Source organism: Pseudonocardia aurantiaca, from assembly GCF_039526725.1.
GTDB classification, from domain to species: domain Bacteria; phylum Actinomycetota; class Actinomycetes; order Mycobacteriales; family Pseudonocardiaceae; genus Pseudonocardia; species Pseudonocardia aurantiaca.
Genome location: NZ_BAAAJG010000025.1, coordinates 79,609 through 94,785, shown reverse-complemented (window position 1 = coordinate 94,785; position 15,177 = coordinate 79,609). Strand labels below are relative to the sequence as shown.

1 protein-coding gene (only partly in view) is annotated in these 15,177 nt (G+C 73.7%); it reads right to left on the bottom strand.

What is annotated here, in order from left to right:
• Window positions 1–15,021: the 5' portion of a preprotein translocase subunit SecA gene (locus tag ABD143_RS29120; RefSeq protein WP_343984646.1), read on the bottom strand. 14,286 nt of this gene lie to the left of the window's left edge; only the first 15,021 of its 29,307 coding nucleotides appear in the window; its start codon is at window positions 15,019–15,021; its stop codon lies beyond the left edge, outside the window.
• Window positions 15,022–15,177: the final 156 nt, after the last annotated feature.

Here is a 15,177-nt window from a genome sequence, read left to right as displayed (position 1 = left end):
GTTGGCGAGCCGCAGGCGCCAGCCGGTCAGCTCACCCGAGCTGTGGTTCTTCAGGAACCGCAGCAGGTTGCGGTTGCCGAACCGGGCGAGTTGCGGGTCGCTCAGCGACAGCGACTCGCGCCAGGTGCCCGGCTGACCGTTGCGGCCGAAGCGACCACCGCCCTGCTCGACGGCGCGGCGCGTGCCGAACATGCTGACGATCTCGACGTGGCCGCCGCCCGCTTCGAGCAGCATGGCGAGGTCGGCGTCCTGCACACCCGGGAAGGTGCGGCTCCCACCGAGGTTGATGTCGGTGCCCCGGCCGAACTTCGCGGTGGCCACCGTCACCGCGAACGGCTTCCCGGCTTCGCTCTCCGCGATGACCTCGTAGAGCTTGTTCGGGGTCCTGGCGTTGACGATCCGCGGCACAACCGGATGCGGGCCCGTCGCCAGCACCTCTTTCAGCATCGCGGCGAAGGCCTGGGTGTCCGCGATGTCGCGCATCAGCACCAGGATCGGTCGCACGTCGCCGCGCCGGTGGGCTTCGAGGATCTCCTCGGCCACGCTGCGCTGCAGCGCCGGGTTGTCGGCGAACACCCGCCGCGGCAGCTCCGCGAGCCGCCGCGGGTCATTGGGGGCCATCTCGACGACGTCGAGGTCGTAGACGTCGCGCAGGACCTTCGCCGCGCTCGTCGCCGTGCCGGTGACACCCCGGTAGGACAGCTGCGCGTTCAGGTAGTCGAGGAGGGTCTTCTCCGACAGCGTCCGCAGCGGCGCCTTGATCGTCGTGCCTTCGAGCGCCTCGACCCAGCCGTGGTCGTACCAGCGGTTGCCGGGCATCGCGTCGCCGTTGTCCTGGTCGACGATCATGGCGTTGTCGCCGTCGCGGAGGTACTCCCGGTTGTACCGGTGGTGCCACCCGGAGGTGAGGGCGTCGGCCAGCTCCGCGATGTGCCGCGCGGTCAGCTCGCCGCCGAGCCCGACGCGCTCGGCGAAGGCCTTCGCCTGCTTCGGGCTGATCCACACCCGGCCGCCGACCACGCTGAACTCGCCGTCCCGGATCACGCGGGCCATGTCGGCGATCGCGTACATATCGGCGACGTTGCCGACGGTGCCAGGGGCCTGCTCGCCCAGCCGGTACGCGGTGCGGCCCCAGTCGATGGCCAGCATGTCGACCTCGTCCATGATCACGTGACGAGGCCCGAACCGCTCGGCCGGGTCGCGCAGGCCGCGCTGCCAGTCGCCGACGATCTCCCGCGCGGACCCGTAGACGACGTTCGCCTCGTAGATCTCGTGCAGGTTGGACGGCGGCCTGGGCGCTCCGAGGAACCCGTCCGGCTCACTGTGGCCGACCCCGGCCCGGGTGTTCGCGCTCTCCGGGCGGAGCCGCACGGTGATCCCGAGCTTCTCGCCCACCTTCTGCGCCGTCTTCGCGGCCGACTCGGCGAGCGTGCTGTTGTGGGTCATCACCACGACGTCGCCGCCGTCGAGCGCCTGCTTCAGCGCCCAGAGGCGGGCCACGAGGGTCTTGCCCTCGCCGGTGAGCATCTGGACGACCACGCCGCGCGGCAGGCGGCTGCGCAGGTGCAGGAAGTCGAGCCGTCCCCGGACCGGGTTGCCGTCCAGCGCCAGCAGGGCCGCGATCTGGACGTCCCGCGGCATGTCGCCATGTGCGCTGCTGCCCTTGGGCGTGTCGTAGTTCGCGTAGCAGACCAGCGCGCAGCGCTCGGCGTCGTTCAGCTCCTCGCGCGGCCGCGCGTTCGCCCGCTCGAAGCCCTGCCGGTCGATCCGCCACTCCTCGAGGAGTGACTCGACCTTCTCCACCGTCTCGCGGTAGGGCCGCAGTGCCTTCTCGACCTCGGGGCCGTGCTTGCGGAGGGCGTGCATCTCCGTGCCGAGCTGGTGCGCACGGTTCTGCGCAGCGCGCATCGCGTGCTCGATGCCCGGACGGTCGCCCGCCTCGGCACCACGCAGCTGGCGCTCGTGGAACGCGGCCGTGATCTCGGCCAGCGCCCTGTTGTCGACCGTCGTGCGCCACAGACCCTGCAGGGTGTCCAGCGCGCCACCGCGCCGGACCACCGTCGGCGCCGCCGGACGGTGCTGGACGAAGACGAGCGTGTCGCCCCCGTACTCGTACTCGGCGTAGCTGAACTCCTGGTTGCCTTCGCTCCTCATCTGCGCGATCTGGGCGCGCAGCTCGTCGACGGTCATGCGGTTGCGGAACAGGCCGGTGCGGATCTCGCCCGCGACGTCCTCGACGGCGCGCGAGGTCATGCCCCGCATGGCCTTGATGAGTTTCTTGATCGAGACGGTCCGCCCCGGCGGGGGCACGCCCGACGCGGTGCCGGTCACCGGGTTCGGCTCTGGCGGCTCCCCGGCACTGGTCCGGCCGCCGCCGTTGCGGCCGCCGGGGCCGTCCGGCGGGCCACCGGCGCCGTTCGCCGGGGGACCGCCGTTCTCTCCGTTGCCGCCGCCGTCCTGCCCACGGCCGTTGCCGAGGCTGCCGCCCGGCCGCGGGACCTCGCGGACGGGGCTGCCCGGGACGCCGTCCGGCTGCCCGGGAGCTCCGGGGCCGTCCTGGCCGCCGGGAGCCGCCGGGGCTCCGCCGTTGTCGCCGTTGCCGTTGTTGTTGCCGCCGTTGCCGCCGTCGGCGTTCCCGTCCCCGCCGACGAGTCGCGGCACGTCAGTGCGCGCCGCGCCCGGCGCGGCCTCGCCGATGGGGGCCGGCGGCGCCGGGATTCCTTCGCCCACGCCGTGCGCGCTGAGCGCGACGCCCTGCGCCAGCTCGGGGCTGAACAGGAGTCGCAGCGCCAGCCGCGCGTCGGCGCGGCTGACGTTGAACCCGGCGGCCAGCTTGCCGATCGCCAGCGACTGGATGCCGCCGACGGAGTAGTGCAGCCCGACCTCGGTGGCCAGCGCGACGATGTCCGCCGCGTCGAGAGCCCACTGGACGTCGGCAACCTCGGCGCCGAACTCACGGGCCAGCGCGTCGGCAGGCGGCGGCGCGATCTCGCCCCGCGCGACCTGCCCGATCCGGGCGACCAGCCCCGCCTTCTCCGCGACCCGCAGCATCGGCTGCACATCGGTCACCGGGACGCGGAACTCCTGGGCCAGCGCCTCGGCCGACTGCGGCGCGATCTCCCCGCGCGCGATCTCCCCGATCCGGGCCGTCAGCCCGGCGTTCCTGGCAACCGACAGCATCGCCTGCGCGTCGGTCAACGCGATGCCGAACTCCCGGGCCAGCGCCTCGGCCTGCGGCGGCACGATCTCGCCCCGCGCGACCTGCTGCATCCGGGCCACGAGCCCGGCCTTCTCGGCGACCCGCAGCAGCTTCTGCGCTTCGGACACCGCGACGCCGAGGTCGCGGGCCAGCTCCTCGGCCGTGGGGCGGACGCCGCCTGCGGCGAGCCTGCCGAGGTGGTCGATCACCGCGCTGTTGCGGGCCGCCCGCAGCGTCGCACGGGCCTCACCCCGGCTGACGCCGAACTCGGCAGCCAGCGACTTGTGGTCCAGCGCCCGGAACTCACCGCGGACGATCAACTCCATCCGGGCCGCCATGCCCCTGGCGCCGGCGACCTGGATCATCGTGCGTGCCTCGGCCCGGCTCACCTGGAAGTCACGGACCAACGCCTCGACCGACGGCCGCACCTCGCCCCGCGCGAGCCGGCCGATCCCGTCCATCGCGCGCGGGTTCGCGGCCAGCCGCACCGCGGCCCGCGCGGTGGACTGGCTGACGCTGAACTCCTTGGCCAGCTCCGGGATCGACAGCGGCTTGACGCTCCCGTCCACGACCCGGGCGGCCAGCTCGGCCAGCTTGCGGTTGCCCGCCACCCGCAGCGCGCCCTTGGCGAGCTGTTTGGTCACCCCGAACTCGGCGACCAGCTGCCGAGCCGGGACGTGGCCCACGGTGTCGAGCTGCTCGATCAGGCGGGACCCGTTGACGGCCCGTAGCGCGTCACGCGCCTGCGCGGTGCCGATGCCCAGCTGCTGGGCGAGCTCCGCCGCCGACTGTGGCTGCCGGACCCCCTGGTTGTTGCGCACCCAGTCGGCCACCCGGAGGTTGGCCTGCTCCGCCAGCATGGCGCGGGCGTCCTTGCGGGTGATCGCCACCCCGCGCTCACCCATCGCCCGGACCAGCTGCCGCGGGGTCAACGGTCGCCCGCCCGGCCCGGTCGGCACGGTCGGCACGCCGCCCTGGACCACGGGCCTGCCGGGCGGCAGCCCCGTCGGGTCGCCCAGCGCCGTGTTCAGCGGCCCAGCACGGAGAGCGGGCTCGACGCGCGGCGCGGGGACGTTCGTCACCGGCATGCTTCCCCGGGGAATGCGGGGCAGGCCGATTCCCTGGAAGCCGGTCGCTCTGCTCGCCCCCCAGAAGGCCACCGGCATGCCGAGCATGCCGAGGTTCATCGCCAACCCGCCGAGGGTCGCCCCCAGCTGCCCGTTCGCCTTCAGCGTCTCCCAGTTGACGACTGTCGAGTGCACACCTTCGCCGAAGGTGTAGCCGAAGGTCGCGAACGCGGCCCCGTTCGCCCCGTAGGCCACCCGGCTCATCGGGGTCGCGGCACGCAGGCCGAGCAGCCCGCGCCAGGTTGTGCCCGACGCCATCTGGCCAGCCTGGTGGGCGCCTGCCCAGCCGGGAGCGCCCGTCATGCCCCGTTGCCATGCGGTGGCACCGGCACCTCTGACGCCGAGGCTGCCTCCGACAGCTCTGGCGGTGTACTGGGCAGCGCCGCTCGCCGCGGCCTTGATCCCGACACCCACCCCGACGACGGTCAGCACGTTGCCGGCCAGGCTCAGGTAGTCGGCCCGCGCCGCCGGGTTGGACCAGCTGTTGGACTGGCCGTGCGCGCTGCGGTTGTTGATGTTGTCGATCGCGTCGACGGTCGTGTAGGCCACACCGCCGACGATCAGCGCCGTGCCGCCGATCGCGGCCGCCGCACCCAGCGGCGACGCGGCCCCGAGCGTGCCGATGGTCACGATCCCGCCACCGGCCCACAGCAGCACGCCACCGACGATCATCGCCCCGCCGACGACGTAGCCCCCGAACTTGTCCCACCAGCCGGCGGGGGTGTGCCCCGACGTCTGGATGATGTTGCAGCCCTCGCACCCGGTGGGGGCCTTCCCCGTGCGGCGATCGAGACCGTGCTTGTCGAGGCCCTCCACGTTCAGGTTCTTGTTCGCGATGAGGGTGCCCTTCTCGCTGACAACCTCGTTGTTGTCGCGGAAGTCCTGCAGGTCTCCGAAGTGCGCGCCGCTCTGGTCGATGAAGCGCCAGCTGCCGTCCTTCTGCTTGACCCGCATCAAAGTGATGGAGGTCCAGCTGCCGTCCGGGTTCTGGTACGGCATCGAGATGGCCTCGGCCCGGCCGTCGCCTGACAGCTCCTTGATCCGGTTCTGCACCGCGTCGACGTTGTCCTTGCCGACCAGGTCGGCGAGGGCCTTCTTGTCATGCCAGTCGGTCTCCCGCGGCAGGAGCTCGGCTTCCTTCATCTGCGGTGTGACGCCGAAGGCGGCGAGTTCCGCCTGCATGTCGAGGCTCAGCGTGCTGTTGATCTGGTCCCGGAACCGGCCGTTGTAGGCCTTCCAGTCGTCCAGCAAGCGCGCGCCCGTGTGGATGAACGCGTAGTCGCTGAGCATGGTCGAGGGCAGGGCTCTGCCACCGAGCAGGCTCTGGTGCGGCCCGATCGGGTCACCGGGCCGGTAGTTCGCCGGCGCCTCGAACCGCTTGTCCCGGACGTAGCTGTACCGCAGCTCGGTCAGAGCGGTGAGCCTGCCGAACGTCTCCGACAGCTCCTGCTGCCGCGGCTGCGACGACACCGAGAGTCGCTGGTAGAGGCTGTTGATGCGGTTGTGCCGGTTGAAGGCGCCGTGCAGGTCATTCGCCCAGGCCGCGTTGCCCGAGGCGTCGGCGTAGGCGAGGTCGGTCTGGCGGAGCGTCCGCTCCGCGGCGTCGATGTTGGCCTGGTACGGCCGTGTGGCGACCACCAAAGCGTCCTGCTCCGTGGTGATCGCGTTGTGCTCGCGCTGCAGCCAGATCGCCTCGCCGGGGTTCGGCCCGCCCCGCTCCTGGATCACTTGGGCGGCGTTGTTGAAGATCCTGATGCGGTCGTTGAGCGCCGTCGTGCGGGCACCGAGGCCGGTGTGCATCGCCAGCTGGGCGTCGGTGACGGCCTTCTGCTGGCTGGCGACCATCTCGATCGCGGCTTGCTGCTGCTCGTCCGCCCGTTTCGGATCGTTGGCGGCGTACGGCTGGCCGAGTAGGTGCTCGATGAGCTGCGGGTCGTTACCGACCTCGGCGTTGGCCGCCCGGAAGTTCTCCAACGTCCAGCCCGCGCCGCGCATGAGCTGCAGCCGGGTTTGGGCGGGCATCCAGCGGGCGAGCATGCCGGGCGCGTCATTCTCGATCGCGTCGCGGACCGGCTTGATCTTGGCCCACTCGCTCTTGTCGATGTAGTTGTCGTCGGCCAACGCCTTCTCGGTCAGCGTCGCGAGGTCGTCGATCGGCTTCTCGAGCTTCTTGTAGTGCGGCGCCAGCCCCTCCAGGGTGGCGGTGTCCTCGAGCCACGACATCTGCGTGCCGTCGCGCTGGGCCTGCGACAACGGCAGGTCGCTCCGGTAGGTGTCCAGCACATCCTGCCTGCCGGCGTTCTCGAGCTGCTGGATCTCCGACGCGGTCAGGGGACTCCGGTCGTCGGCCTTGCGACCCAGATCCTGACCGCCGGGCAGCTTGAGCTCGGACAGCTGCTTCGCCATCTCCGGGGAGATCTTCAGACTCGGGTCGAGCACCGCGGCCATCGACCCGTTCGCCTCCGGCGGCGCGTCGAACAGCGGGGACCCCGCGTTCCCGCTGCACGCGCCATCGGCGCCCACACAGAACCGGCCAGCGTTGTCACCGTATCGGGCGTACTCGCCGTGCACCCGGTAGAGCAGGCCCATCCGGACCGGGACCCAGTTGTCGCCCTTCTTCGTCACCGTGGCGTTCTGGTAGTCGCCCTCGGCGTTCATGCCGTAGCAGCCGCCGCCCTCGCCGGACGCGTTGCAGATCGCGCCGCCGCCCTGACCGGCGCCCTTGCCCTCGGCGTCGGCAAGAGAACGGTTGTACTGCGTGAACCCGCACCCCCCGCTGGTGCCGGCCTTACAGGTCTGCTTGTCGCCCCACGGCGTGTAGCGGGAGACGAGGCCGTTGCTGGTGTCGAACAGCTCGACGCTGCCGTAGCCCCACGGGAAGCGGCCGGTGCCGGTCGGCAGCTGCTCGGTGATCCGGCAGTTGTTGCACGTGGTCACCGGCTCGTACATGTGCTTGTTGGACCCGTCGCTGCTGACGCCCGGCATCGTCCGGCGGCAGTTGCCCTCGCACCACAGCGAGCCACCCATGCCGTTCTTGTCCGGGGTGGTCGCCTTGATCCCCTTGCTCAGGTCGCCGCCGGTGAGCTCGATCTTGAAGACGCCGGTGCCCGCCGCGTCCGAGAAGTTGGGGTTGTTCTTCGCGTTGTAGTTCGGGTCGATGAACTGGATGTAGCCGGTGGTGCCCTTCACCGAGTAGATCCCCGGCGTCAGGTCCCGCCCGCGCCCGATGATGTCGGTGACGCCCTGGCCCGGCGCGATCTGGTTCGCATGGACGATGTCGCCCTGGGCGTTGGTGAAGTGCCCGCCGCCGTGGAACTGGATCCGCGCCGGGCTCCCCTTGCCGTCCTGGGCCTGGATCTCGCCCCAGTTGCCATTGACCTTCAGGTGCTCGCCGGTCGGGGACCACCACTCGCAGCCACCGTTGCAGGTGCTGGCGAACGGCGAGCCGGCCTTGTTGGCGAACCGGACGTTGTTCACGCCCGATGCCGCCTGCGCCTGCCGGGTGAAGACGATCCGGTCACCGGTGCGGCCGTCCACCGCCTCGCCGCGGCCCCGCGCCCACGCCTCCGCGTTGCCCTGGGCGTCCTGCGCGATCCCGACGCCGTTCTCACCGCGCGCCCGGTGCTCGCTGCCCGGCTTGCCCTCCACCGGCATCGCGGCGTGGTAGTCGCCGTTCGGGTTGTTCTGGCCGCGGTCGTTGCCGCCGCTGATGCCGCCGACGGACTTGGTGCAGGGCGCCGGGCAGGTGTACTTGGTGACAGTGTTGGTGCCCCTCGGCTTGATCTCGATGACGACGTCGCCGTTCTCGCCGGGCGTCACGCGAACGGCCGCGTGATCCGGGTCGACGTCCTCGATCTTGATCGGGTTGCCCTTCTCGTCCACGAACAGGCCGAGGCCGCTGACGTCGATCTTGGCCTGGATGAAGCCGAGACCGGCGCCGCCGACGTCACACCCGCCGTCGCCGCTGCAGCCGGCGTTGGCGACCCCGTCCGGCCCGGCGATCGCGATGGCCCACGCGCCGCACCCGCCGTTGCCCGAACCGGAGCACGTCGCCCACTTCTCGGCCGTGTACTTGCCGTACGGGGTGACCAGCTCGTCGTAGGCCTCGGCGTGGGCGGAGTAGCTCGCAGCGCAGTTGGCCGCGCCGGAGCAGCTCGCACCTGCGTTGGCGAAGCCCTCGCCGGCCACGGCGTAGGCCATGACCGAGACGCCGCCGCCGCCCATGCCGCCGCCACCTGAGCCGCGCGCGTACGCACGGGCCCACGATCCGGACGGGTGCGAGTCGTACGCCGACGCGGTGGCCTCGTAGTAGTGGCTGCAGCTGGTGCCGGCGCTACCCGTGCAGGACGCCGACGCCTGGGCGGCCCCGCCGCCACCGGAGGCCGCCGCGGTGGTCATGACCATGCCGCCGCCCATGCCACCCGCGCCGTGCCCGGTGGCGGTCGCGAACGCGCCGGGCGCGGACGCGGAGCTGTGCGCGCGGTAGGAGTAGGAACAGCCGGAGCCCGGGCTGCCCGTGCACGACGCGGCGGCCATCGCCTGGCCGGGGCCGGTCTGGGCGACGGCGTTCGTGCCGCACCAGCCGGAACCGGCGCCGGCGTTCGCCCCACAGGTGGCGTTCGCGGTGGCCCGATTGCCGCCGGTCGCACTCGACGCCCGGCTGGACGCCGCGTAGGTGTGCTCGCAGCCCGAGCCGTTGCTGCCCTGGCAGGTGGCCGCGGCCATCGCGCCCTGGTCGTTGGTCTCGGCGAGGGCGCTGGTGGCGCACCATCCCGAACCGGCGCCACCCTGCGCACCGCAGGTGGAGTTCGCGGAGGCACGGTTGCCACCGGTGGTGCTCTCCGACCCGCTCGACGCCGAGATGCTCTGGCGGCAGGTGGATCCGTCGCTGCCCTGGCAGGTCGCAGCGACCTGGGCGCCGGCGGCGGTCGCCCCGACCTGACTCTGTCCGGCGCACTGGCCGGCGGCGGCCGCCGTGCAGTCGGTGCTCGACGCCGCGCGGTTCACGCCGCCGGGGGCGGCGGCCCGCGCGGTGCCCTCGGTGTGGGTGCGGCACCCGGTGCCGGCACAGGTGCCGCTGACCTCGGTGACACCCACCGCGGCGAACCCGCTGGTGGCGGCCTGGCAGCCGCCCGCAGCCGCGCACGTCGCGGTGGAGGTGCCGCGGACCGCTCCGCCGGGGGCGGCGACCGTATCGGTGGTGGAAGACGTGCGGGTGGCGCAGCCCGCCGCGCTGCCGTTGTCACAGACGGCCCCCACCTGTGCGGAGGTGGCGACGAAGCGGCTCGCCTCGTCGACGCCGGGAGCGGTGCCGGAAATGGTCGAGGCGGCGCTGATCTGCGCCTGGCACGCCGTGGTGCCGTCGCAGCCGGTGTCGACGGTGGCGGTGCTGCGGCTCTGCCTGCCGTCCGAGCTCGCGGTCGCGTTCACGGACCCGGTCAGGGCGGCGGTGCAGCCGGCCTCGGGACAGGTGGCCGTGGAGTTGGCCTGGCCGCTGCCGGTGAGGCCGGGGATCGGCTTGGGCTTCTTGCCCTGGGTCTGGCCCGCGTCCCGGACCAGCACGGCGCTGGCGTCGCTGCCCACCGCGCACCCGCCGTCGGCGGCCGTGCAGCTCGCCTTCGTCCGCGAGTCGCCCGCCATGCCCGAGGTGGCGCCGGTGGTGACGGCCTGGCAGTCGGGGCCGGCGCACTGCGCGGCCGCGGTCGACTGGGCCATCGTCGCCGGGGCGTTCCGGACCGGCTTCTTCGCCAGCTCGGCTGCCTGGGTGGCGGCCTTGCCCGCCTCGCCGGCCGCCTTCGCAGCGTCGGCGGCGGTCTTCTTCTGCTCGTCGGTGGCACCCACGCGCCTCGCGATGCGCGCTGCGTCCGCGGCTGCCTGCTCCGCCTGCGTGGCCTGGGCGGCCAACTGGGCGGCGGTGCTGTTCTGCTGTTCGGCGATGATGTCGGCCACGACCTGGCCGGATCCCGCGGTGGAGCTGGTCTGCGCCTGGCAGGCCGACTGCCCGCTGGCACAGCTCGCGCTGGTGGTGGTGCCGCCCGCCGGTGGGCCCCGCGCCCCGGTGGCACCGTTCAACGCGTTCGGGCCGTCGCTGCCGGCCGCCGAGCTGGAGGCGGTGCCCACACAACCAGCGGCCGAACCGGCGCAGTCCAGCATCGCCGAGGCGCTCGTCCAGCTGGACGCGCCCGGCACCGTCGGCCCACCCGAGTTCGCACTCGAACCGGGCGCGGTCGGCGCCGGCGGGGTCGCCGGCTGGTCCTGACCCGGCTGACCCGGCTGGTCCTGGCCGGCGGGCTGCTCGCCGACGGTGCCCTCGGAGACGGTCGCGTTCGCGGTCGAGCGGGCCTGAACCAGCGGCGCGATCACGTTGGCGTCCGGGCCGGAGGAGGCACCGGAGTTCGTGACGGCCTGGCACACCCCACCGGTCACCCCGGCGCACGAGCCCTCGCTGTGGGAGCCGCGCGGGTCCGGCGAGACCGACGGGTCGGTCGCGGTGGCCGCGCTGGACACCTTCCCGGTGCACGCCCCCTGGCCCTCGCAGGTCAGCGCGGCACCCGCGGCCGACGCCGCCGACGGGCCCGCGGTCAGCCGCGCCGCGTTGACCCCCCGCCCAGTCCCAGCCCCAGTCCCGGTCCCGGTCCCGGTCCCGGTCCCGGTCTGGGTGGGGCCGGCCTGGGAACCGGCCAGCGCCACCGCGGCGCCGGAGCCGGTGGAGGCCTGCGACACCGACCGGACCTGGCAGTCACCGGTGCCCGCGGTGCAGGACGCGGTGCCGTTCGAGGTGCGCGGCGCGCCGCCGTTGACCGCCCCGTCCCACCCGGCGGTGCTGGTGTTCACCGTGCCCGAACAGCCCGCGCCCGCCGCACAGGACAGGGTCGCGGTCGACGACGACGTGGAGGTCGGGCCGCTTGTGGGCTGGCCCGCCACCGGCCGCCCGGTCACCGGGTCGACGACGACGTAGTCCGGCGCCGACGACGCGGACGAGGTGGACTCACCGGAGCAGCCACCGCCGGTCACCGCGCAGTCGGCCGTGGCGCGGGTGCCGCGGGCGTGCGGCGACACCGCGGTGTCGCGGGCGCTGGTCTCCGAGGCGGCGCTGCCACCACAGGAACTGTCGGTGCTGTCGCAGTTCACGGCGGCGGTCGCGTTCGACACGCTCACCGGACCGGACACCGCCACCACACCGCTCGCCGGGTCGGCAGTGGGGTTGCGGTCGGCGACGGTGGTGTCGGAGGCGGCGTCGCAGCCGCCACCCGTGCCGTGCACCGAGCAGGTCGACGTGGCGGTGCTGTCGCGCACCCCGGTCACGTCACCCGACGCCGAGCCCGAGGTCTTGCTCGCACCCGAGCCGGTGCACCGGGCGCTGTCGCAGTCGGCCCGCGCGCCCGCGGTGCTGGACGCCACCAGCTCGCGCCCGGCTGGCTGGCCCTGGCCGCCCGCCGCCGCGGCACGCCGGTCGGCCCGGGACGGCTCGGCCGCGCTGTCGCCGACCTGCGAGGCGGCCTCGATCGAACAGTCGCCCGCGGCGGTATTGCAGTTGGAGGACGCGCTGGTCTCCCGCACCGGGGCCGGGCCGCCCGCCACCGCGGGGGTACCGGTGACCTTGCCCGTGGTCTCGGCGGCCGCCTTACCGGTGCAGGCCGCGGCGCCGCCGCAGTCCACGCTCGACCCCGCCGTGCTGGACGCCGTGGCGTCGCCGTCGGTCAGCGCGGCCTGCCGAACCCGGTTGCCGGTGCCGGTGCCGGTGCGGTCGGACCGGCGGGCCTGCCAGGCCCGCTGCTGGTCGACCGGGCTGTCCAGCTCGGTGCCGCTGTGGGCCTGGCAGCCACCGGCGGTGGCCTCGCAGGTGGCCTTGCCGGTGCTCGACTGGGCGGCGGCCGCCCGCACCCCGTTGGCCGAGCCGCCGGTGGCGGCCGCGCCGGTGCCGGTGCCGTCTACCTTGACGGTGGCGTCGCTGCCGCCCGCGGTGCCGGCCTCGTCCGCGCTACCGGTCTCGGTGCCGCTGTGGGCGTCGCAGCCACCCGCGCTGACCGTGCAGGTGGCCGACCCGTTGGTCGTGGTCGCCGGCGCGCGCACGGCGGTGGCGGCAGTGGCGGTGGGGTCGGCTGCCGGGGTGGCATGGTGGCCGCCGTCGGAGGTGGCGGCGGCGGTGCCCGCGCAGGTGCCATCGCAGTCGACCCCGGCGTCGGCGCTCACGTCACCCGCGCCGTCACCCAGCTCGACCGAACTGGAGGTGCCGCAACCCGCGGCCGACTCACAACGCGCCGACCCGCTACCCGCGCCCCGGCTGACCGTGCTGCCGCCATCGCCGTTGCCGCCGGTGTAGGCGACCGAGCGGGCCTCGCCGCCCCGCTCGCGGGTGTTCGCGGCGCGGATGGCGGCCTGGTCGTCACTGCCGGAGCCGCTGGACCTGCTGTCACACGCCCCAGCCTTGGTGTCGCAGCCGGACTCGGCCTTCCACCGGTCGGCATAGGTCTGGGTGCCGCACTCACCGGTGCACGCCGCCGACGCCGCCGTGTCACGCCCCGACCCATCCCGCGACCCCGGCGCTGCGCCGGGCTGCGTGGCCGGGCCCGTCGAGTCGCTGCGGCACGAACCACCCGAACCCGAGGTGCACGCCGCCGCCGCCCCGTCCGGGGTGGCCAGGCTGTGCTGACCACAGCTCCGCGCATCCCCCGAGCAACGCGCGGACGCCGTGGCCAGCTCACCCCGATCGTCGCGGCTGGTGGCGCTGCTGCCGCACCCCCGGTCGGCACCGGACAGGGTGCACGACGCGGAACCCTCGTTGTCGCCCGACTTGGACTGCGCCCCACACCCGCCCGACACCCCGGCCAAGGCCACACACCGGTCCTGGCTGCGCTTGCCGTCGGCGTTCTCGCTCACCGCGCCGCACTCGACGAACACCCCGCTCGACCCGCAACCCGCGGCCGCGCCCTCGCCGTCGATGCCGTCCCCGGGCACCACACCCGCGTTGTGGTCGGTGGCCGCCATCAGCTCGTCGGTGGCCTCATACACCTTCTCCCGCTGCGTCTCCAACGCCGCCACGTTCCGCGCGTGGGTCCGCTTGTCCACGGTGCCGGCGGCGACCTTCTTCTCCTCCGCCGCGAGCTGCTTCTCCCGCGCGGTCAGCTCCTGGTGCCCGTCCACGACCTCGTCGATCAGGTCGTTGCGCTCCGGGGACAGCTGCGCCCGGTCGGCCGCGAGCTGCTCGGCCCGCTGCCGGGACTCCCGCTGGTTCTTCGCGTGCTGGGCGGCGCTCACCTCACCGGCGCTGACCTTCTTCTTCTCCTGCGCCAGCTGTTCGCGGTTGTTGTCGGCCTTGATCCGGCCCTCGAGCACCCGCTCGGTCTGCGCCGCCGAATCGTTGTACTGGTCGTAGGCCACCCACTCGCCGTCGACCCACTCCCCATCGGCCGACTTCCGGTGGGACGAATTCTGCTGGGAGTCCGACGAGTGCAGCAGGGACACGCCGTCCTGCGGAGGACCGCGCGAGTTCCGGCCCGTCTGGTCCGCCGACCGCAGCGACACATCGGTCAGGGCGAGCCGCTCGGCAGTCGCGCCGTCCTGCGCACCCGAGGACTCCAGCAGCGCCGCCCACACCGCCTGCGCGTCCGTCCCGTCCGCCCGGTCCGCCTTCTTCTGCCCCGCCCGCTGCTCCTCATCCGACACCCCGTGCCGCTTCGAGGCCGCCCGCACCGTGTCGGGCACGAACTCCCGCAACCCGTCCACGACGTCCCGCACCGCGCCCGCGACGTCACCGTTCTCGGCGACCGCCGCGCGCACCGACTTGGCCTGCTCGGCCACCCAACGGCGCATCTGAGCCCGGTCCACCGAGCCGGAGCCACCCCGCACGGTCGCGGCGTCGGCGTCGGTGGCGGTCGCGCGGCGCTTCGCCGGGGTCTGCCCGCCCGCCCGCGACGACTGATCGGCCTGCGCCGCCGCGTCGGTGGTCGCGCGCCGGGCGGCCTGCACGGCCCGCCCGGCGTCCGTCGCGCCGTCACCGTCGGTGACGGCGGGGCGGGAGTCGTTCGACGCCAGCTCCGACACCCACCGCTCGACCTCGGCCCGAACCCGGTCCTCGACATCTCCGGTGTCCCGCGCACGCCGGTCCGCATTCGACCCGCGGCCCGAGTTCGAGTTCCCGCCCGCCGAGTCCGCGCCGGCCGTCGCCGACCCCAGGCGCTGCGACACCCGCCGCGCAACCTCGCCGCGGACCTTCTTGCCCGTCGCCCCGGCCGAGGTCGACCGCCCCTCGCCCGCGGAGCGCCCGTCCGTGCTCTCACCGGTCGCGGTGTCCGCGCCCCGCGCACCGCGCTCGTCCAGCGCCGCGCCCAGCTTCTCCCGCACCTGGGCCAGCTCCCGCTCGGCCGCGCCACCGGTCACGTCCTCGGCCAGCCGCAGCCACGGCTCGGCGACACGCTCGACCGCGTCGGCGTCCGCGTTCTTGCCCTTGCCGGACTGGGTGCCGGACGGGGTGCCGGAATCGGTGTTCCGGTCGTTGCCACTGTTGTCCCGCTTGTTGTTCCGGCTGTTCCGCTCGTTCTGGTTCTGGGTGTCGTTCGAGTTGTCGTTCGAGTTGACGGCGCGCTGGTTGACGGCGCGCTGGTTGTCGGAGGCGCGGCCACGAGCCAGTTCCTGCTGCGCATCACCAATCCGCTCCCGGACGGTGGTGCTGACCCGCTCGGCTTCGGCAGCCACCCGGGCGCGCAGTTCGTCGCGCGCCTTCTCCGCGGCATCGGTGGCCGTCGCGGCGTTGTCCGCGCCGTCGTCACCGTTGCGGTTCTGGGACTGGTTGTCCCGCTGGTTCGCCTCAGAACGCTGGCGGGCCTTCTTGGCATCCGACTGGTCGTCGCC